Origin of the sequence: Pseudomonas sp. Y39-6 (genome assembly GCF_023651955.1) — a bacterium.
GTDB lineage: Bacteria > Pseudomonadota > Gammaproteobacteria > Pseudomonadales > Pseudomonadaceae > Aquipseudomonas > Aquipseudomonas veronii.
Genome location: NZ_CP069594.1, coordinates 476928 through 496763 on the forward strand (window position 1 = coordinate 476928; position 19836 = coordinate 496763).

General features: G+C 63.2%; 16 protein-coding genes. 7 read left to right on the top strand and 9 right to left on the bottom strand.

The features are described from left to right. Positions 1–4 precede the first annotated feature (4 nt). The 6 genes from aroB to JN756_RS02090 all read left to right on the top strand — a co-directional run bounded on the left by aroB (position 5) and on the right by JN756_RS02090 (position 10950). Positions 5–1105, top strand: coding sequence for a 3-dehydroquinate synthase (gene aroB / locus JN756_RS02065; RefSeq protein WP_017849857.1), 1101 nt, complete (start codon positions 5–7; stop codon positions 1103–1105). Positions 1106–1115: 10 nt separating this feature from the next. Beyond that, entirely contained in the window at positions 1116–2684 is a 1569-nt protein-coding gene (locus JN756_RS02070; protein WP_057003635.1) for an SPOR domain-containing protein, read from the top strand. A 351-nt stretch (positions 2685–3035) separates the two neighbouring features. Further along, complete coding sequence (gene gltB, locus JN756_RS02075; RefSeq protein ID WP_057003636.1) at positions 3036–7481, top strand: glutamate synthase large subunit; 4446 nt, start codon at positions 3036–3038, stop codon at positions 7479–7481. Positions 7482–7513: 32 nt separating this feature from the next. Next, positions 7514–8932, top strand: coding sequence for a glutamate synthase small subunit GltD family protein (locus JN756_RS02080; protein ID WP_017849854.1), 1419 nt, complete (start codon positions 7514–7516; stop codon positions 8930–8932). A 242-nt stretch (positions 8933–9174) separates the two neighbouring features. Then, the gene (gene hemE, locus JN756_RS02085) at positions 9175–10242 is read left to right on the top strand and encodes a uroporphyrinogen decarboxylase (RefSeq protein ID WP_017849853.1); all 1068 of its coding nucleotides are present in this window, start codon (positions 9175–9177) and stop codon (positions 10240–10242) included. Between the two features lie 198 nt (positions 10243–10440). Next, positions 10441–10950 carry a cytochrome b/b6 domain-containing protein gene (locus JN756_RS02090; protein ID WP_017849852.1) on the top strand — a complete coding sequence of 170 codons (510 nt, stop codon included), beginning with the start codon at positions 10441–10443 and terminating at the stop codon, positions 10948–10950. Between the two features lie 11 nt (positions 10951–10961). On the opposite strand, the gene JN756_RS02095 is transcribed toward JN756_RS02090, so the two are convergent. Continuing rightward, entirely contained in the window at positions 10962–12230 is a 1269-nt protein-coding gene (locus JN756_RS02095; RefSeq protein ID WP_201021743.1) for an MFS transporter, read from the bottom strand. 124 nt (positions 12231–12354) lie between these two features. On the opposite strand from JN756_RS02095, the gene JN756_RS02100 reads away from it, so the two are divergent. Further along, the gene (locus JN756_RS02100; protein ID WP_057003638.1) at positions 12355–13269 is read left to right on the top strand and encodes a LysR family transcriptional regulator; all 915 of its coding nucleotides are present in this window, start codon (positions 12355–12357) and stop codon (positions 13267–13269) included. Between the two features lie 108 nt (positions 13270–13377). On the opposite strand, the gene JN756_RS02105 is transcribed toward JN756_RS02100, so the two are convergent. From JN756_RS02105 to JN756_RS02140, 8 genes are read right to left on the bottom strand one after another with little or no spacing between them, the layout of a single operon-like run. Then, positions 13378–13773 (bottom strand): hypothetical protein, encoded by a 396-nt coding sequence (locus JN756_RS02105; RefSeq protein WP_017849849.1) that lies wholly within the window; start codon positions 13771–13773, stop codon positions 13378–13380. Positions 13774–13800: 27 nt separating this feature from the next. Next, positions 13801–15027, bottom strand: coding sequence for a beta-ketoacyl-ACP synthase (locus tag JN756_RS02110; RefSeq protein ID WP_046384962.1), 1227 nt, complete (start codon positions 15025–15027; stop codon positions 13801–13803). After that, positions 15027–15755, bottom strand: coding sequence for a 3-oxoacyl-ACP reductase FabG (gene fabG / locus JN756_RS02115; protein WP_201021744.1), 729 nt, complete (start codon positions 15753–15755; stop codon positions 15027–15029). Before fabG ends, JN756_RS02110 begins: the two co-directional genes overlap by 1 nt. Then, positions 15752–16213 (bottom strand): hotdog family protein, encoded by a 462-nt coding sequence (locus JN756_RS02120; protein ID WP_017849846.1) that lies wholly within the window; start codon positions 16211–16213, stop codon positions 15752–15754. The genes fabG and JN756_RS02120 overlap by 4 nt, the downstream gene beginning before the upstream one ends. Beyond that, positions 16210–17376 (bottom strand): beta-ketoacyl-[acyl-carrier-protein] synthase family protein, encoded by a 1167-nt coding sequence (locus JN756_RS02125; protein ID WP_079442688.1) that lies wholly within the window; start codon positions 17374–17376, stop codon positions 16210–16212. The genes JN756_RS02120 and JN756_RS02125 overlap by 4 nt, the downstream gene beginning before the upstream one ends. Continuing rightward, positions 17373–17855, bottom strand: a complete 483-nt coding sequence (locus tag JN756_RS02130; protein ID WP_201021745.1) for a hypothetical protein — start codon at positions 17853–17855, stop codon at positions 17373–17375. Before JN756_RS02130 ends, JN756_RS02125 begins: the two co-directional genes overlap by 4 nt. After that, complete coding sequence (locus JN756_RS02135; RefSeq protein WP_201021746.1) at positions 17852–18586, bottom strand: class I SAM-dependent methyltransferase; 735 nt, start codon at positions 18584–18586, stop codon at positions 17852–17854. Before JN756_RS02135 ends, JN756_RS02130 begins: the two co-directional genes overlap by 4 nt. Next, positions 18583–19830 carry an NAD(P)/FAD-dependent oxidoreductase gene (locus JN756_RS02140; protein ID WP_026140390.1) on the bottom strand — a complete coding sequence of 416 codons (1248 nt, stop codon included), beginning with the start codon at positions 19828–19830 and terminating at the stop codon, positions 18583–18585. The genes JN756_RS02135 and JN756_RS02140 overlap by 4 nt, the downstream gene beginning before the upstream one ends. Positions 19831–19836 lie beyond the last annotated feature (6 nt).

Genomic DNA, 19836 nt, shown 5'->3' on the forward strand with positions numbered 1-19836 from the left:
ACACATGCAGACACTTAAGGTCGATCTAGGCGAGCGCAGCTACCCGATCCATATTGGCGAAGGTCTGCTCGACCAGCCCGAGTTGCTCGCACCGCATATTGCCGGGCGGCAAGTGGCGATCATCTCCAACGAAACGGTCGCGCCGCTGTATCTTGAGCGTCTGAGCCGCAGCCTGGCGGCGTACTCGGTGATCTCCGTGGTGCTGCCCGACGGCGAAGCCCACAAGAACTGGGAAACCCTGCAACTGATCTTCGATGGCCTGCTGACCGCACGCCATGACCGGCGCACCACCGTGGTCGCCCTCGGTGGCGGCGTGATTGGTGACATGGCCGGTTTTGCGGCCGCCTGTTACCAGCGCGGCGTGGATTTCATCCAGGTGCCGACCACCTTGCTGTCCCAGGTCGATTCGTCGGTGGGCGGCAAGACCGGCATCAACCATCCGCTGGGCAAAAACATGGTGGGCGCGTTCTACCAGCCCCAGGCTGTGCTGATCGACACCGCGACCCTCAACACCTTGCCCCCGCGCGAGCTGTCGGCGGGCCTGGCGGAAGTCATCAAGTACGGGCTGATCTGCGACGAGCCGTTCCTGACCTGGCTGGAAGAACATGTCGACGCCCTGCGCGCGCTGGACCAGGTGGCGCTGACCGAAGCGATCTCCCGTTCCTGTGCGGCCAAGGCGCTGGTGGTGAATGCCGACGAACGGGAGTCCGGTGTACGGGCCACCTTGAACCTGGGCCACACCTTCGGCCATGCGATCGAAACGCACATGGGCTATGGTGTGTGGTTGCATGGGGAAGCCGTAGCGGCTGGCACAGTGATGGCATTGGAGATGTCGCAACGCCTGGGCTGGATCAGCGCCCAGGAGCGGGATCGGGGCATCCGCCTGTTCCAGCGCGCCGGGTTGCCGGTGATCCCGCCCGAGGAAATGAGCGAGGCGGATTTCCTCGAACATATGGCGATAGACAAGAAAGTGATCGACGGTCGACTGCGACTGGTGCTGCTGCGCCGCATGGGCGAAGCGGTGGTGACCGACGATTATCCGAAAGAGATTCTACAGGCCACGCTGGGAGCGGATTACCGCGCCCTGGCCCAGCTTAAAGGTTAATAAGAGCCCGATGACTAGTTTGCATGCCGACGAGGCGTTCCTCGGCCATTACCAGTTAAGCCACGACCCCTTCGCTCCACGGGTGCCTGGTTTCAAATTCTTCCCTGCGCAGCGCAAGCCGGTGCTCGGGCAGTTGCATCACCTGGCGCGCTACAGCCAGTTGTTGCTGGTCGTCACCGGCCCGCTGGGCAGCGGCAAGACCTTGCTGCGCCAGGCGCTGGTCGCCAGCACCAACAAGCAATCGGTGCAAAGCGTAGTGGTGTCGGCGCGTGGCGCCGGCGATGCGGCGGGCGTGCTGCGTCAGGTGGCCCAGGCCCTGGACGTTGCCAGCGCCGAGCCGAATGCGATTCTCAAGCAAGTGGTGCAACTGGGCCTGACCGGCCAGGAAGTCTACCTGCTGGTGGACGACGCCGAGCAGCTTGACGAGTCGGCCCTCGAAGCGCTGCTGGCGCTGGCGGCGGGTACGCCGGAAGGTCGTCCGCATGTGTTCCTGTTCGGTGAATCGTCCCTGATCGCCGCTCTGGAGCAGATCAGCGGCGAGCAGGAGCTGTTCCACGTCATCGAATTGCAGCCGTATGAAGAGGAAGAAACCCGCGAATATCTGGCACAACGCCTCGAAGGCGCCGGGCAGGGCATCGAACTTTTCTCCGCTCAGCAGATCTCTGATATTCACGAAAGCTCCGACGGCTGGCCTGGCACCATCAACCAGGTTGCCCGCGATGCGATGATTGAAGCCATGATTGCCAGCCGCTCTGCGGTCAAGCGTCCAAAGATGGGGTTCACTATGCCTAAAAAGCACGTATTGGCTATTTCCGCCGTTGTCGTGGTCGCTGTCGCCGCCGCCTGGTTGATCCCAGGTCGCAGCAAGGCACCGACGCCTGCCGGCGCGCCAACCGAACAGGCGCAGTTACCACTGGGTAAACCCACGCCGAATGTCGAGTTCGCCAACTCCGGCCAACCGACCAACCTGCCGATGGTCGGCCAGCCCGTCATGCGCGGCCCGCTCGCCGAAGCGGCCGGCGGTATCTCCGAAGGCGACGACGGCGTGCCAGTGGAAGGCTCCAGCAGCACACCGCCGACCGTGACCACCACCGCGCCGCCAGTGGGCGTGCCTGCCGGTCAACCGGCGGCAAAACCAACGCCTGTGCCTGTACCTGCGCCTACGGTCGCGACCGCCAAACCGGCGCCCGTCGCCAAGCCGGTCGCGCCAGCGCCTGTCGCCAAGCCAGCTCCGGCCCCGGCCGCCAAACCGGCGGAAAAACCGGTGACTGTCGCCAAGGCCGGCGCCACCGGCAGCAGCTGGTACACCAGCCAGCCCAGCGGTAACTTCGTGGTGCAGATCCTCGGCACCAGCTCCGAAGCCAATGCTCAAGCCTTCGTCAAAGAGCAGGGCGGCGAGTACCGTTATTTCAAGAAGGTGCTCAACGGCAAGCCGCTTTACGTGATCACTTACGGCAGCTTCTCCAGCCGTGCCGCCGCCGATACCGCTATCAAAGCCTTGCCAGCGAAGGTTCAGGCTGGTAAACCTTGGCCTCGCACTGTTGCCAGCGTTCAACAAGAACTGGCAGCAACTCGCTGAAGATTCGGCGGCCTTACCCAGGCCGCCCTCCCGGCACCTCAAAAAAAACCGCAAGTGCGTGCAGCCCTCAAGGCCGCGCGCATTGTGGTGTCTGCGTCACAGTGGCTTTTGAGTCGTAGCGGTCAAAATTAAAAAAGTTTTGACTAGCACAGCATATCGCTTTAAACCTTTCATAAATGCGACATAGATTTGCGACATCTCGTCGCTAAATTTGTGAGCGTCTGTGTCGGTGTGTACAATGACCTCCCTTTTGCCCCTGCAAAGCCGGCGAACGTTCGGCGTGGAAGGTAACTGGTTGAATTGAAAAGAAATTTGCCTCGATATAAGAGGCAGCCTGGTGAGAAAGTGTCTATGAAAGCAGGTCTGTACCAACCCGATGAATTCAAGGATAACTGCGGTTTCGGCCTGATTGCCCATATGCAGGGCGAGCCCAGTCATACCCTTTTGCAAACGGCCATCGAGGCCCTGACCTGCATGACCCACCGCGGTGGGATCAACGCCGACGGCAAGACCGGTGACGGTTGTGGCTTGCTCATTCAAAAGCCCGACCTGTTCCTGCGCGCCATCGCCAAACAGCATTTCGCGGTCGAGCTGCCCAAGCAGTACGCCGTGGGCATGGTGTTTTTCAACCAGGACCCGGTCAAAGCCGAAGCCGCTCGCGAGAACATGAACCGCGAAATCCTCGCGGCTGGCCTGCAACTCGTCGGCTGGCGCAAAGTGCCGATCGACACCAGTGTGCTCGGCCGCCTGGCCCTGGAGCGCCTGCCGCAGATCGAACAAGTGTTCATCGCAGGCGACGGCCTGAGCGACCAGGACATGGCGATCAAGCTGTTCACCTCGCGTCGTCGCTCGTCCGTGTCGAATGCCGCCGACACCGACCACTACATCTGCAGCTTTTCGCACAAGACCATCATTTATAAAGGCCTGATGATGCCGGCGGACTTGACCGCCTTCTATCCGGACCTGAGCGATGAGCGCCTGCAAACCGCGATCTGCGTGTTCCACCAGCGCTTCTCCACCAACACCCTGCCGAAATGGCCGCTGGCCCAGCCATTCCGCTTCCTCGCCCACAACGGCGAGATCAACACCATCACCGGCAACCGCAACTGGGCCGTGGCCCGTCGCACCAAGTTCGCCAACGATTTGATGGACCTGGAAGAGCTCGGCCCGCTGGTCAACCGCGTCGGCTCCGACTCCTCCAGCATGGACAACATGCTCGAACTGATGGTCACCGGCGGCATCGACCTGTTCCGTGGCGTGCGGATGATCATTCCGCCTGCGTGGCAGAACGTCGAGACCATGGACCCCGATCTGCGGGCGTTCTATGAGTACAACTCGATGCACATGGAACCGTGGGACGGCCCGGCCGGCGTGGTCATGACCGACGGCCGCTACGCGGTGTGCCTGCTCGACCGTAACGGTCTGCGCCCGGCGCGTTGGGTGACCACCACCAACGGTTTCATCACCCTCGCGTCGGAAATCGGCGTGTGGAACTACCAGCCGGAAGATGTGATCGCCAAAGGCCGCGTCGGTCCTGGCCAGATCCTCGCCGTGGACACCGAAACCGGGCAGATCCTCGACACCGATGCGATCGACAACCGCTTGAAGTCCCGTCACCCATACAAGCAATGGCTGCGCAAGAATGCCCTGCGCATCCAGGCGACCATGGAAGACAACGACCACGGTTCGGCGTTCTACGACATCGACCAGCTCAAGCAGTACATGAAGATGTACCAGGTCACGTTCGAAGAGCGCGACCAGGTGCTGCGTCCGCTCGGCGAGCAAGGCTACGAGGCGGTCGGCTCGATGGGCGACGACACGCCGATGGCCGTGCTGTCCCAGCGCGTTCGCACGCCATACGACTATTTCCGCCAGCAGTTCGCCCAGGTGACCAACCCACCGATCGACCCGCTGCGTGAAGCCATCGTGATGTCCCTGGAAGTGTGTCTCGGCGCCGAGCGCAACATCTTCCAGGAATCGCCTGAGCACGCCTCCCGTGTGATCCTCAGCTCGCCGGTCATTTCCCCGGCCAAGTGGCGTTCGCTGATGACCCTGGAGCGTCCGGGCTTCGACCGCCAGATCATCGACCTGAACTACGACGAGAGCCTCGGCCTTGAAGCCGCGGTGCGCAATGTCGCGGACCAGGCCGAAGAAGCCGTGCGCGCCGGGCGTACCCAGATCGTGCTGACCGACCGTCACATCGCACCGGGCAAGCTGCCGATCCACGCCTCCCTGGCCACCGGCGCGGTCCATCACCGCCTGACCGAAAAAGGCCTGCGCTGCGACTCCAACATCCTTGTGGAAACCGCCACCGCCCGCGACCCGCATCACTTCGCGGTGCTGATCGGTTTCGGCGCCTCGGCGGTGTACCCGTTCCTCGCCTACGAAGTGCTCGGTGACCTGATCCGTACCGGTGAAGTGCTGGGCGACCTCTACGAGGTGTTCAAGAACTACCGCAAAGGCATCACCAAGGGCCTGCTGAAGATCCTGTCGAAGATGGGCATCTCCACCGTCACTTCCTACCGTGGTGCGCAGTTGTTCGAGGCCATTGGCCTGTCGGAAGAAGTCTGCGAGCTGAGCTTTCGTGGCGTACCGAGCCGCATCAAGGGTGCGCGTTTCGTCGACATCGAAGCCGAGCAGAAAGCCCTGGCGGCCGAAGCCTGGAGTGCGCGCAAGCCGATCCAGCAAGGCGGCCTGCTCAAGTTCGTACACGGTGGCGAGTATCACGCCTACAACCCGGACGTGGTCAGCACCCTGCAAGCCGCCGTGCAGCAGGGCGACTACGCCAAGTTCAAGGAATACACCGCGCTGGTGGATAACCGCCCGGTGTCGATGATCCGCGACCTGTTCAAGGTGAAAACCCTGGATACGCCGCTGGCCCTCAGCGAAATCGAACCGCTCGAATCGGTCCTCAAGCGCTTCGACTCCGCCGGTATTTCCCTGGGCGCCTTGTCGCCCGAGGCGCACGAAGCCCTGGCCGAAGCCATGAACCGCCTGGGTGCGCGTTCCAACTCCGGCGAAGGCGGCGAAGACCCGGCGCGCTATGGCACCATCAAGAGCTCGAAAATCAAGCAAGTGGCGACTGGCCGTTTCGGTGTAACCCCGGAATACCTGGTCAACGCCGAAGTGCTGCAGATCAAAGTCGCCCAGGGCGCCAAGCCCGGTGAAGGCGGCCAGCTGCCAGGCGGCAAGGTCAACGGTCTGATCGCCAAGCTGCGTTATGCGGTGCCGGGCGTGACCCTGATCTCGCCACCGCCGCACCACGACATCTACTCGATCGAAGACTTGTCGCAGCTGATTTTCGACCTCAAACAAGTCAACCCGCAGGCCCTGGTCTCGGTGAAACTGGTGGCGGAAGCCGGCGTGGGCACGATCGCCGCCGGTGTGGCCAAGGCCTATGCCGACCTGATCACCATCTCCGGCTACGACGGCGGCACCGGCGCTTCGCCGCTGACCTCGATCAAGTACGCCGGCGCTCCGTGGGAGCTGGGCCTGGCCGAGACGCACCAGACCCTGCGCGGCAACGACCTGCGCGGCAAAGTCCGGGTGCAAACCGACGGCGGCCTGAAAACCGGCCTCGACGTGATCAAGGCCGCGATCCTCGGCGCCGAAAGCTTCGGCTTCGGCACCGCGCCGATGATCGCCCTGGGCTGCAAATACCTGCGCATCTGCCACCTGAACAACTGCGCCACTGGCGTCGCCACTCAGAACGAGAAGCTGCGCAAGGATCACTACATCGGCACCGTCGACATGGTGGTGAATTTCTTCACCTACGTCGCCGAAGAAACCCGTGAGTGGCTGGCCAAGCTGGGCGTGCGCTCCCTCGAAGAGCTGATCGGCCGCACCGATCTGCTGGACATCCTCGAAGGCCAGACCGCCAAGCAACAACACTTGGACCTGACGCCGCTGTTGGGCAGCGATCACATCCCGGCCGACAAGCCGCAATTCTGCCAGGTGGACCGCAACCCACCGTTCGACAAGGGCCTGCTGGCCGAGAAGATGGTCGAGATGGCCGCTTCGTCGATCAACGACGCCAGCGGCGGCGAATTCAGCCTGGACATTTGCAACTGCGACCGTTCCATCGGCGCACGCATCTCCGGCGAAATCGCGCGCAAGCACGGCAACCAGGGCATGGCCAAGGCGCCGATCACCTTCCGCTTCATGGGCACCGCGGGCCAGAGCTTCGGCGTGTGGAACGCCGGTGGCCTGCACATGTACCTGGAAGGTGACGCCAACGACTACGTGGGCAAGGGCATGACCGGCGGCAAGCTGGTGATCGTTCCGCCTAAAGGCAGCGTCTACAAGACCCAGGACAGTGCCATCATCGGCAACACCTGCTTGTACGGCGCCACCGGCGGCAAGCTGTTCGCCGCGGGGACCGCCGGTGAGCGTTTCGCCGTGCGTAACTCCGGTGCCCACACCGTGGTGGAAGGCACTGGCGATCACTGCTGCGAGTACATGACCGGGGGCTTTGTCGCAGTACTGGGCAAGACCGGTTACAACTTCGGTTCGGGCATGACCGGCGGTTTCGCCTACGTGCTCGACCAGGACAACACCTTCGTCGACCGGGTCAACCACGAGTTGGTCGAGATCCAGCGGATCAGCGGCGAAGCGATGGAATCCCACCGTAACCACTTGCAGCACGTGCTGGACGAGTACGTCGAGGAAACCGGCAGCGAATGGGGTCGTAACCTCGCCGAGAACCTTGATGATTTCCTGCGTCGTTTCTGGCTGGTCAAGCCCAAGGCTGCCAACCTGAAATCGTTGCTTTCCAGCATCCGTGCCAACCCGCAGTGATATGCGCCTGAAGAGTTTGATGAGGTTTTAACATGGCTGAACGTCTGAATAACGACTTCCAGTTCATCGATGTCGGGCGCAAAGATCCGAAGAAGAAACTGTTGCGTCAACGCAAGAAAGAGTTCGTGGAAATCTACGAACCCTTCAAACCCCAGCAGTCGGCCGACCAGGCCCACCGCTGCCTGGGGTGCGGTAACCCGTATTGCGAATGGAAGTGTCCGGTACACAACTTCATTCCCAACTGGCTGAAACTGGTGGCCGAGGGCAACATCCTCGCCGCCGCCGAGCTGTCGCACCAGACCAACACCCTGCCGGAAGTCTGCGGCCGGGTGTGCCCGCAGGACCGTCTGTGCGAGGGTGCCTGCACCCTCAACGACGGTTTTGGCGCGGTGACCATCGGTTCGGTGGAGAAGTACATCACCGACACCGCCTTCGCCATGGGCTGGCGCCCGGACATGTCCAAGGTCAAGCCGAACGGCAAGCGCGTCGCGATCATCGGCGCGGGCCCGGCGGGCCTGGGCTGTGCCGACGTGCTGGTGCGTGGCGGCGTGACCCCGGTGGTGTTCGACAAGAACCCGGAAATCGGCGGCCTGCTGACCTTCGGCATCCCCGAGTTCAAGCTGGAAAAAACCGTGCTGAGCAATCGTCGTGAAGTGTTCACCGGCATGGGCATCGAGTTCCGCCTGAACACCGAAGTCGGCAAAGACGTGACCATGGAACAACTGCTCGCCGAATACGATGCAGTGTTCATGGGCATGGGCACCTACACCTACATGAAGGGCGGCTTTGCCGGCGAGGACCTGCCGGGCGTGTACGACGCGCTCGACTTCCTGATCGCCAACGTCAACCGCAACCTGGGCTTTGAAAAGTCGCCGGAAGACTTCATCGACATGAAAGGCAAGAAGGTCGTGGTGCTGGGCGGTGGCGACACCGCGATGGACTGCAACCGCACCTCGATCCGCCAGGGCGCCAAGTCGGTGACCTGTGCGTATCGTCGTGACGAAGCGAACATGCCGGGCTCGCGCAAAGAGGTGAAGAACGCCAAGGAAGAAGGCGTGAAATTCCTCTACAACCGCCAGCCGATCGCGATTGTCGGTGAAGACCGCGTCGAAGGCGTGAAGGTGGTCGAGACCCGTCTCGGCGAACCGGACGCCCGTGGCCGTCGCAGCCCCGAGCCGATCCCGGGTTCCGAAGAGATCATCCCGGCCGACGCCGTGGTCATCGCCTTCGGCTTCCGCCCAAGCCCGGCGCCGTGGTTCGAGCAGTTCCAGATCCAGACCGACAGCCAGGGCCGCGTCGTCGCCCCGGAACAAGGCCAGTACAAGCACCAGACCAGCAACCCGAAGATCTTCGCCGGTGGCGACATGGTGCGCGGCTCTGACCTGGTAGTGACGGCGATCTTCGAAGGCCGCAACGCCGCCGAAGGTATCCTGGACTACCTGCAGGTCTGACCCCGATCCCGAGTTGAAATGGGATCAATATGTGGGAGGGGGCTTGCCCCCGATAGCGGTAGTCCAGTTAAAGATACTGAGACTGACACACTGCAATCGGGGGCAAGCCCCCTCCCACATTCGGTTTTGATGTGCCCAAGAGATTGTCGTAAATCAACCCGATAGATAAAAGGCACGGCTCATCCCGTGCCTTTTGCGTCGCGCTCTGAGAAAATGCCCGTACTTTTTTTGCGGATGCCGACATGACTGCCCTCAAGAACGACCGTTTCCTTCGTGCCCTGCTCAAGCAGCCCGTAGACGTCACCCCTGTGTGGATGATGCGTCAAGCCGGTCGCTACCTGCCGGAATACCGCGCCAGCCGCGCCCAGGCCGGCGACTTCATGAGCCTGTGCATGAACCCGGAGTTCGCCTGCGAAGTCACCCTGCAGCCGTTGGACCGCTACCCGGAGCTGGATGCGGCCATCCTCTTTTCCGATATCCTCACCATTCCTGACGCCATGGGCCAAGGCCTGTACTTCGAGACCGGCGAAGGCCCGCGTTTCAAGAAAGTCATCAGCACCCTGGCCGACATCGAAGCGCTGCCGATCCCGGACCCGCACAAAGACCTCGGTTACGTGATGGACGCCGTCAGCACCATCCGCCGCGAGCTCAATGGCCGCGTGCCGCTGATCGGCTTCTCCGGCAGCCCCTGGACCCTGGCCACCTACATGGTCGAAGGCGGCTCGTCGAAAGACTTCCGCAAGACCAAGGCCATGCTCTACGACAACCCGCAGGCCATGCACCTGCTGCTGGACAAGCTGGCGCAGTCGGTCACCTCGTACCTCAACGGCCAAATCATGGCCGGCGCGCAAGCGGTGCAGATCTTCGACACCTGGGGCGGCAACCTGTCGGCGGCGGCGTACCAGGAGTTCTCCCTGGCCTACATGCGCAAGATCGTCAGCGGCCTGATCCGCGAACACGAAGGCCGTAAAGTGCCGGTGATCCTGTTCACCAAGGGCGGCGGCCTGTGGCTGGAAAGCATCGCCGATGCCGGCGCGGATGCCCTGGGCCTGGACTGGACCTGCGACATCGGCGACGCCCGCCGTCGCGTCGGCAACCAGGTTGCGCTGCAAGGCAACATGGACCCGACCGTGCTGTACGCCAAGCCAGAAGCCATCTGCACTGAAGTCGGGCGAATCCTGGCCAGCTACGGCAAGGGCAGCGGGCATGTGTTCAACCTGGGTCACGGCATTACGCCGGAAGTGAACCCGGAACATGCCGGCGCGTTCTTGCGCGCGGTGCATGAGTTGTCGGCGCAGTATCACGAGTAACCAGCGTCCCCGCCTGAATCGAGCCCCCGTCTGCCCGGCAGGCGGGGGCTCGTTGCGCTTCAGCTCTTGTTAAGTCCTGCCTTGGTAGTCTGTGGTCTTTAGGACTTCTCCTACGGCTGCCGTTGTCCGCCCAAGAAAAAATCCTGCCCAACTTTTCCACTCGCCAGTGATTGGCGTCCGTTGTCAGGTGATCGCTGGATGAATACCGCTGACTATTCAACGTGCCAGAAACTGCTGCATTGGGTTTCGGCCGTCATCATCGTGTGGGCGCTATTGTCAGGTTCTGTCGTGGCGATATTCGCCGTGCCGGCCTCGGTCAAAGCGTGGGTGTTTTTTTTCAATGTGTCATTGACCACCCTGTACATCCCGGTGTTTGTCGTGCGGGTTTATTGCTCCTTTACCCACGGCCTGGATTTTTCCGTCAGGCGTTCACCGCGGGAATACCTGGCGCTATGGGTGCATAAGGCCATGTATGTGGTGTTGGCAATGGTGCTGGCAACAGGGGTACTGATGATGGATCGCCCGATCAACCTCTTTAACCTGGTCTCCTTCGCACCGTTTCACAGTGACCCGGCCAGCATCGTCTGGTACTCCCGCGTGCATGTGCTGTCCTGCGTGGCCTTGTTGCTGATGCTGGTGATGCACATCGGTGCCGTGGTTATGCACGAGCGCCGGGGCAAGCGGGTGATGGTGCGGATGTCGTTCTAGGGCGCTGCGCCTCAAGCCGAGGCCAGCGGCGGCAATTTCGCCAACTTCAACGCCACCAGCAACGCGCCGAGCAACAGCGCGACGATAAACCCGCCAATCCCGTTCCACCCGGCCAAATGCCAGAAGAACCCCCCCGTGGTGCCGGCGACGCTTGACCCCGCGTAGTAGCAGAACAGGTACAGCGACGACGCTTGCCCCTTGGCTTTCACCGCGCGACGGCCGATCCAGCTGCTGGCCACCGAGTGCGCGCCGAAGAAACCGAAGGTGAACACCAGCATGCCGGGTATCACCAGCCACAGCGGAGTGAACAGGGTCAGGCCGATGCCGCCAAGCATCGACACGATGGTGGCCCACAGCACACGGCGGCGGCCGAGGCGGTCGGCCAGCGCGCCGATTTTCGCCGAGCTGTAGATGCCCGAGAGGTACACCAGCGACAGCAGGCCGACCACGGCCTGGCTCAGGTCATACGGGGCGGCCAGCAGGCGATAGCCGATGTAGTTGAACATCGTCACAAACGCGCCCATCAGCAGGAAGGCTTCGAGGAACAACCACGGCAGGCCCGAGTCCTTGAAGTGCATGACGAAGCCGTCCACCAGGCTGCGCGGCTTGAGGCTGCTGGCGCGGAAGTTGCGCGATTCGGGGAGGATTTTCCAGAACACCGTCGCGGCGATCAGGGCCAGGGCGCCGATGATCAGCACGGCGGTGTGCCAGCTGACGAAGTCGATCAATACGCCGATGATCAGGCGCCCGCTCATGCCGCCGATGGCGTTACCGCCGATGTACAGGCCCATGGCCAGGCCGATGTGCTGCGGGTGGATCTCTTCGCTCAGGTAGGTCATCGCCACGGCGGCCAGGCCACTCAGGGACAGCCCCAGCAGCGCGCGCATCAGCAGAATCCCTTCCCAGCTCGGCATCAGGCCGCTGGCGATGGTGGACAGGGCGGCACAGAACAACGCGGCGACCATCACCGGCTTGCGCCCCAGGGTGTCGGAAATCGGCCCGGTGATCAGCAGGCCCAGGGCGAGCATCGCCGTGGACACCGACAGCACCAGGCTGCTTTGCGCCGCGTTGATGGAAAACTCGTGGGACAACGCCGGCATCATCGGCTGCACGCAATACAGCAGGGCAAACGTCGCGAAGCCGCCGCAGAACAGCGCTAGCACGGTCCGCATGAACATCGGTGTACCTTTTTCGATGTACGTGTCAGTGAGCTGCTCCACCCTCTTATCCAGGGCAATCGGCGGGACTTCTTGAGCGAATGGAGCGACAGCAGATTTCACGGGGACCTCGGGGAGGAAAAGCCTGCCAGGACCGGCAATGCAAAAAAGAATATAGCTGCCTAATGATTCTTTCCAATATATTGTTCGACCTGTTTGATAGCTTTAACGACCTAATGAGGCTGCTATGGAATTACGTCACCTGCGGTACTTCATCGCCGTCGCCGAAGAGCTGCATTTTGGCCGGGCCGCGCAGGTGCTGGGCATCTCGCAACCGCCTCTGAGCCAGCAGATCCAGGCGCTGGAGCACGAGGTGGGCGCGCGTTTGTTCGAGCGGACCAACCGTCGGGTCGAACTGAGCGAAGCCGGGCGCTTGTTCCTGCACGAGGCGCGACTGGTGCTGGCGCAAGTCGATAAGGCCGCGGATGTGGCACGCCGGGCGCAGTTGGGTGAGCTGGGCGAACTGAAGATCGGCTTCACGTCGTCGGCGCCGTTCAATTCGAGCATCCCCCAGGCGATCTTTGCGTTTCGCCAGGCGTTCCCGGCGGTCCACCTGAGTTTGCAGGAAATGAGCAGCACCGAGGTAGCCGAGTCGCTGGTGGATGAGTCGATCCAGGTCGGCTTGATGCGGCCGCTGCCGTTGCCAGACTCGCTGAGTGTGGTGGAGTTGATGCGCGAACCTCTGGTGGCGGTGCTCAACGCCGATCATCCCTTGGTGCAAGGCAGCGAGCGGGGCTTGCACCTGGTGCAGTTGGCCGAGGAGCCGTTCGTGTTTTTCCCGCGCAGCTACGGCAGCGGCCTCTACGCGCAACTGCTCAACCTGGCCCGCGACGCCGGCTTCAGCCCGCGCTTTGCCCAGGAAGCCGGGGAGGCGATGACGATCATCGGGTTGGTCGCGGCGGGGTTGGGCGTGTCGGTGCTGCCGGCGTCCTACCAGCGCATCCGCATCGATGGCGTGGTCTATCGCACCCTGCTCGACCAGGAGGCGGTGACGGCGGTATGGCTGGTGCAGCGCAAGGGCGCGCAAACGCCGATGGCGCAGGCGTTTGTGGAGTTGTTGACGCGTAAGGCGGCGGTTCGCAGCGCGCTTGGGGGGCGGTGAGTTCAGCTGTGTTTTGCCAGCGCTTGCAGAGCCAGGCAGGACGCGGCGATGACAAGCCCACCGGTTTGTGAAGAGGGCGCCGAACGGCGCCCTTTGTCGTTTCCGGGGTTACTGCATCCCCGCCGAACGCAACCCCGCCATGATGTCCCGATCCAGCATGCTCACCCAACGGTTGTAGTTGCGATGGATCTTGCCGTCCTTGTAGCCCAGGTCGCGGCTGTCGCGGTAAGTGATGGCGTAGCTGTTGCGGGTGTAGCGGATGTCGATGGCGGCGTAGAACTGATTGCGCACGGTGATCTCAGCCTGCACCAGTTGCGGGCTCAGGCGTTGCACGGTCCATTCGCGTTTTTGCAGGGCGGTGACGATCACCTGTTTGACTTGTTCTTCGCTGACCTGGGCACCCGCCGGCAAGTCGTGCTGGGTGTTGAGCACCGGTTTGCTGGTGCAACCGGCGCCGGTCAGCAGGGCCAGGGTGATCAGGGTGGCGCGTAGCAAGGAAGACATTCCGTTTTCTCCAGTCGATGTAAAAAGTCAGGACCAGCGGCGGAAGATCAACGAGGTGTTGACGCCGCCGAAGGCAAAATTGTTGTTCATCACGTAGTCGTGGTGCATCTCGCGAAACTCACCTTGCAGGTAATCCAGCTCGCCGCACTGCGGGTCGACGGAATCCAGGTTGAAGGTGTGTACGTACTGGTCGCGGTTCATCATCTCGATGCTGAACCACGACTCCAGCGCCCCGCACGCGCCCAGGGTGTGGCCGAGGAAACTCTTCTGCGAGCTGATGGGCATGCGGCTGCCGAACAGGCTGTTGGTGGCCAGGGTTTCGGCGATGTCGCCCTGGTCGGTGGCGGTGCCATGGCCGTTCACGTAGCCGATGACCGAGGGCTCGAGCCCGGCGTCTTCCAGGGCCAGCTCCATGGCGCGGCGCATGGTTTTCTGTTCCGGGCGCGTGGTGTGCTGGCCGTCGGCGTTGCTGCCGAAACCGACAATTTCGGCGTGGATATGCGCGCCACGGGCCAGGGCGTGTTCCAGTTCTTCGAGCACCAGCATGCCGCCGCCTTCGCCGATCACCAGGCCGTCGCGGCCGCTGTCGTAGGGGCGCGGGCTGGTCTGTGGCGCATCGTTCTTCAGGCTGGTGGCGTAGAGCGCGTCAAACACCATGGCTTCGGTGGGGCACAGCTCTTCGGCGCCGCCGGCGAGCATCAGCGGCAGGCGTCCGAACTTGATCGCCTCATAGGCATAGCCGATGCCCTGGCTGCCGCTGGTGCAAGCGCTGGACGTGGGAATCAAGCGCCCGGTGAGGCCAAAGAAGATGCTGATATTCGCCGCCGTGGTGTGGGGCATCATGCGGACATAGGAGTTGGCGTTCAGCCCCTCGGCCACCGAGTTGAGCAGCATGTTGCCGAACGCCTTGATCTCGTCGGTGCTGCCGGTGGACGAGCCGCAGGCCACGCCCATGCGCCCGTCCTTGATCGACTCGTCACCGAGCAAGCCGGCGTCTTTCAGCGCCTGCTCCGCCGCCCACACCGCCAGGCGCGATACGCGGCCCATGCTGCGCAGTTGCTTGCGGGTCCAGTGCGCGGGCACGACGAAGTCGTCGATCGGCCCGGCCAGGCGCGTGTTCAATTCGCTGAAACGGTCCCACTCGTCCATGCGCCGGATGCCGCTGCGGTTGGCGCGAAAGTTGGCGGCGATGGTGTTCCAGTCGCTGCCCAGGGAGGTGATGCCGGCCATGCCGGTTACGACCACGCGCTTCATCAACACAGACCTCCGTTCACGGCCAAGACCTGGCGGGTGATATAGCCGGCTTCGGGCGACATCAGGAAATTCACCGCGCCGGCCACTTCTTCCGGCGTGCCCATGCGCTGCGCCGGGATCATTTTCATCAGCTCTTCGACCGGCACGTTTTCATCGAGCATCGCGGTGTCGATCAGGCCCGGTGCGACGCAGTTGACGGTGATCTTGCGCTTGCCCAGCTCGATGGCCAGGGCCTTGGCCGCGCCGATCAGGCCGGCCTTGGAGGCGCTGTAGTTGACCTGGCCGCGATTGCCGATCAGCCCGGACACCGAGGTGATGCACACGATACGCCCGGCGGCGCGACGGCGGATCATCGGCATCATCACCGGGTGCAGCACGTTGTAGAAACCGTCGAGGTTGGTACGCATCACCACGTCCCAGTCGTCTTCCGACAAGGCCGGGAACGCGCCGTCGCGGGTCAGGCCGGCGTTGAGCACCACGCCGTAATACGCGCCGTGTTGTTCCACGTCGGCTTCGAGGATTGCCTTGCACTCGGCCCGCTCGGAAACGTCGAATTGCAGCACCCGCGCCTTGCGGCCCAGGGCTTCGATCTCGACCTGCACCGCGTCGGCTTCTGCTCGACCGCTGCGGCAATGCAACACGATGTCGTGCCCGGCCTGCGCCAGGCGCAGGGCAATGGCGCGGCCGATGCCACGGCTGGAGCCGGTGACCAGTACGGATTCAGTCATGGCGTTTCGTCCTTCGATTCATCTAAATAGGTGGCCGCCTGGGGCGGTCGAAATACGTTCAAGCGGGCGCTGGCGTGGATACCGTCGCCGGTCAGGTGGCATTCGAACACACCCATGCCGTTGTCGTCTTCCAGGGAGCGCAGGCCGTGGATGGTCAACTCGGCACCGGCCGGGAAGTGCTCCACGTTGCACTCGAACTTACGCGTGCCCAACAGGAAGCCCAGCTCCACCGCCTGGCCGTTCTGGCGCGCGCGGCAACCGGCATAGGCGGCGACGCTTTGCGCCATCAGCTCGATGCCGACCCAGGCCGGCAGGCTGCCGTCGGGGCGGTTGAACAAGCCACCGGGTTTGACGGTGAGGCGAGTGTGAATCTGCTCTTCGTCGAACGACAGCACCTGGTCGATCAGGATCATGTCGCCCGCGTGGGGCAGCAGTGCGGCGAGTGGCCAATCGATCATGGGGCCTCTGCGATAATCAGGCTGACATTATTGCCGCCGAAGGCAAACGAGTTGCTCATCAGGCAGCGTTTTTTCAAGGTGTCACCTCGGCGTGCCCACTGCAAGGCAGGCAGCGCCGGGTCGGCCTGGCCGTCCCATACGTGGGGCGGCAGCCGGCCGTGGGCCAGGCTCAGCCAGCAGAACGCCGCTTCCAGCGCGCCGGCCGCGCCCAGGGTGTGGCCGCTCATCGGTTTGGTCGATGAACAGGCCACGCCGTCGGGGAACAGGTTGGCGACGGCCAGGCTTTCCATGGCGTCGTTGTGTTGGGTGGCGGTGCCGTGCAGGTTCAGGTAGCCGATCTGCTCCGGCTTCAAGCGTGCGCTGGCCAGGGCCTTGCGCATCGCCAGCAACGCGCCTTTGCCAGTGGGTTCCGGCGCGGAAATATGGTGTGCATCGCAACTCGCGCCACTGCCCAGCAGCGCGATGGGGGCGGGTTCGCGAGTCATCAAAAACAACACCGCCGCTTCGCCAATGTTGATGCCGTTGCGGTTCACCGAAAACGGGTTGCAACGCTCGCTCGAGACCGCCTCCAGCGCGGTAAAGCCGTTAAGCGTCAGCTTGCACAGGCTGTCGACGCCGCCGCAGATCACTGCATCGCACAGGCCCAGCTCCAGCAGGCGCCGGGCACTCATCAAGGCGCGGGCGCTGGAGGTGCAGGCGGTGGAAATCACATAGGCCGGGCCGCTCAGTTGCAGCCAGTCGGCGAGGAAGTTCGCCGGGGCGCTGAGTTCCTGTTGCTGGTAGTCGTAGTCGTCGGGGAACCGGTGATCGCTCAGGTAACGGGCAATGCCGCGACTGGCTTCGTCGATGCCCGAGGTGCTGGTGCCGAGCACAATGCCGACCCGCGCCGCGCCGTAGCGTTGGATCGCCTGGCGGATCTCGCCGTCGATCTGCAACGCGGCTTCGAGCAGCAACTGGTTATTGCGGCTGCTTTGCTGGCCCAGCTCGGGCGGGATGGTCGCCAGTGCGCCCGATACGCCGGCAACCGGCAACACGCGCTCCGGCACCCAGTCGCTTTCGGCGCGCATGCCGGAGCAGTCGCCGGCAAACAGGCTGCGGCTGACGTCGGCCTGGCCGCGCCCGAGAGCGCAGATCACGCCGAGGGCATTCAGATACGCGGTCATCGCGCCATTCCCAGCGGGGTGATGCGATAGCTCAGCGGTTGCCCGTGCATGTTCACGCTGAACACCTCGGATGACTGATAGACGATTTGCCAATGGCCCGGCAGGGTGCGTGTCAGGTCCATCGCTTGGGCGTTCGGGTACAGCGCGCGGAGGTCATCCGCCGAAGTCAGTGCAAACAGCAACGCGGCGAACAGCTCGCGCGCCTGGGGATTGGGCGGCAGCAACCCGTCGGCCTGCCACTGGCCGTCGATCAGCTTCTGCCGGGCCTGGGGGATGCCCAGCGGGTCCATCATCGACCAGCGGATCGCGTTGCCTTCGTGCTGGATCACCAGCAACCAGTCCTGGCTCTGGCCGTCCGCCAGGCGCTGCACGTGCAGTTGCATCGGCAGGGCCAGGGCCGGGTTTTTTGCCGGCAAGGGCGGTTGGCTGGCGCAGGCGCTCAGCAGCAACAGGCAGCCGATCAGCAGCGCACGGATCATGGTGCCGCGCTCGCCAGGGGTTTGCGTGCCACGCAGTTGACCAGGGTTTCTTCGCGCTGGCCCACCGGCGGTGCCTTGCGCAGGCCCCAGCGTTCCAGCAGGCCGAAATCGCTGGCCCGGCTCCACCACAGGTATGGGTAGGAGACGTTCTGCGCGCCGAATTCAAAGCCCTGCTCGTGCAGCATCTGCAGGTACTCTTCGGCGCTTTTCTGCACCTGCATGGGGTGGCGGAACAGCCAGCGAATCACCCAGGTGTCGATATAGGCTTCGGTGGACTCGGCAAACAGCAGGTAGCCGCCGGGCTTGAGGACCCGGTAGAACTCTTTCAATGCACGGTGCTGCTCAACCAGATGATGGAAGGTCTGGTGGCAGAACAGGATATCGACGCTGGCGTCGGCGATGTCGAGGGTGGCGCAGTCGCTGCCGATCAGCTCGACGTCCAGCCCCTGGTGCGCGGCTTCCGCCTTGCTCAGCTCAAGGCTGTGCGGGTCGGCGTCCAGCCCGATCAGGCGGGACGGCGCAAACACTTGCTGCAACAGCTTGAAGGATTTGCCCTGGCCGCAGCCGGCGTCCAGCAGTACCGGCGCCACCGGCAGCGGTTCGCTGAACAGGCTGCGCAGGTCGTTGATCGCCACGCGCAACACATGGTGCTGCCAGGTGTGGCTGCGCAGGAACCAGAAGCCGAACTTGGTTTCTTCGACGTAGTTCTTACTCAAGTACTGACTGCTCACACGGCATCCCCTGCACAAATTTCCGACAACATCCGTAACCGCCGCTTGGGCTCGCTGACAAACGGGTTGCGCTCGTCCCAGGCGTAGCCGGCGAGGATCGAACTGATCATCCGGCGAATCTCCGGCGAGCTGCCGGCGTGAAAAATAACATCCTGGAACGTCCCGGCGTACCAGCCTTCGACGTAGCAGCGGAAGGTGTCGACGCCGCGCTTCAACGGCTCGGCAAACTCGCGCTGCCAGTCCACGGTTTCGCCGTTGAGCTGACGATGCAGCACGCCCGCGGCCATGCTCGCCGAACGCATGGCGATGGTCACGCCGGAGGAGAACACCGGGTCGAGGAATTCTGCGGCATTGCCCAGCAGCGCAAAGCCCGGGCCGTGCAAGGTTTTGACGTTGGCCGAGTAGCCGCCGATGGTACGCGCGGGGGTATCCCACACGGCGTTCTGCAGCACGCTGCTGAGGCTTGGGGTTTCGTCGATGAACCCGCGCAGGCACGCGTCCAGGTCGTTGTCGCGGCCGGCGAAATGTTCCTTGGCCGCCACTACGCCCACGGAGCAGCGGCCATTGCTGAACGGGATGGTCCAGAACCAGATGTCGCGCTGGGTCGGGTGGGTCGTCACGAGGATCTTGGTGCGGTCGAAGCCTGGGTGTTCGATGCGGTCCTCGACATGGCTGAACACCGCCTGGCGCAACGGGAAATCCGACGGCGCTTCCAGGTCCAGCAGGCGCGGCAGGACGCGGCCGTAGCCGCTGGCGTCGAGCACGAACTTGGCTTTGATGTGGTACTCGCTGCCGTTCTCCCGGCGCACATGCAGGTAGTGGGTTTCACCGCTGAAATCCACGCCGACGATGGTTTCGCCGTAACGGATGTCGACGCCTTGCAGCGCCGCCTGATCGGCCAGCAACTTGTCGAACTCGCCGCGCTGCACCTGGAAGGTGGTCGGCTTGCCGTGGCTGAACGTATCGCCGAAATCAAACGCACTGTAGCGCTCGCCCCAGGCGAATGCGGCACCGGTTTTCACCTGGAAACCCGCGGCCTGCACGGCGTCGAGCATGCCGGCCTCTTCGATAAAGTCGATGCAGTGCGACAGCAGGCTTTCACCGATCGAAAAGCGTGGGAAATGCTGGCGCTCGATAATCAATACATCATGCCCTTTACGCTTTAACAGCGCTGCAGCGATGGCACCGGACGGGCCGGCACCGATCACCACCACCTGGCGACGTTCCATTTCAACTATGGGCACGAGGGC

Coding starts and splice junctions, on each gene's coding strand:
- aroB (WP_017849857.1), top strand. CDS start 5: ATGCAGACACTTAAGGTCGATCTAGGCGAGCGCAGCTACCCGATCCAT.
- JN756_RS02070 (WP_057003635.1), top strand. CDS start 1,116: ATGACTAGTTTGCATGCCGACGAGGCGTTCCTCGGCCATTACCAGTTA.
- gltB (WP_057003636.1), top strand. CDS start 3,036: ATGAAAGCAGGTCTGTACCAACCCGATGAATTCAAGGATAACTGCGGT.
- JN756_RS02080 (WP_017849854.1), top strand. CDS start 7,514: ATGGCTGAACGTCTGAATAACGACTTCCAGTTCATCGATGTCGGGCGC.
- hemE (WP_017849853.1), top strand. CDS start 9,175: ATGACTGCCCTCAAGAACGACCGTTTCCTTCGTGCCCTGCTCAAGCAG.
- JN756_RS02090 (WP_017849852.1), top strand. CDS start 10,441: ATGAATACCGCTGACTATTCAACGTGCCAGAAACTGCTGCATTGGGTT.
- JN756_RS02100 (WP_057003638.1), top strand. CDS start 12,355: ATGGAATTACGTCACCTGCGGTACTTCATCGCCGTCGCCGAAGAGCTG.
- JN756_RS02105 (WP_017849849.1), bottom strand. CDS start 13,773: ATGTCTTCCTTGCTACGCGCCACCCTGATCACCCTGGCCCTGCTGACC.
- JN756_RS02110 (WP_046384962.1), bottom strand. CDS start 15,027: ATGAAGCGCGTGGTCGTAACCGGCATGGCCGGCATCACCTCCCTGGGC.
- fabG (WP_201021744.1), bottom strand. CDS start 15,755: ATGACTGAATCCGTACTGGTCACCGGCTCCAGCCGTGGCATCGGCCGC.
- JN756_RS02120 (WP_017849846.1), bottom strand. CDS start 16,213: ATGATCGATTGGCCACTCGCCGCACTGCTGCCCCACGCGGGCGACATG.
- JN756_RS02125 (WP_079442688.1), bottom strand. CDS start 17,376: ATGACCGCGTATCTGAATGCCCTCGGCGTGATCTGCGCTCTCGGGCGC.
- JN756_RS02130 (WP_201021745.1), bottom strand. CDS start 17,855: ATGATCCGTGCGCTGCTGATCGGCTGCCTGTTGCTGCTGAGCGCCTGC.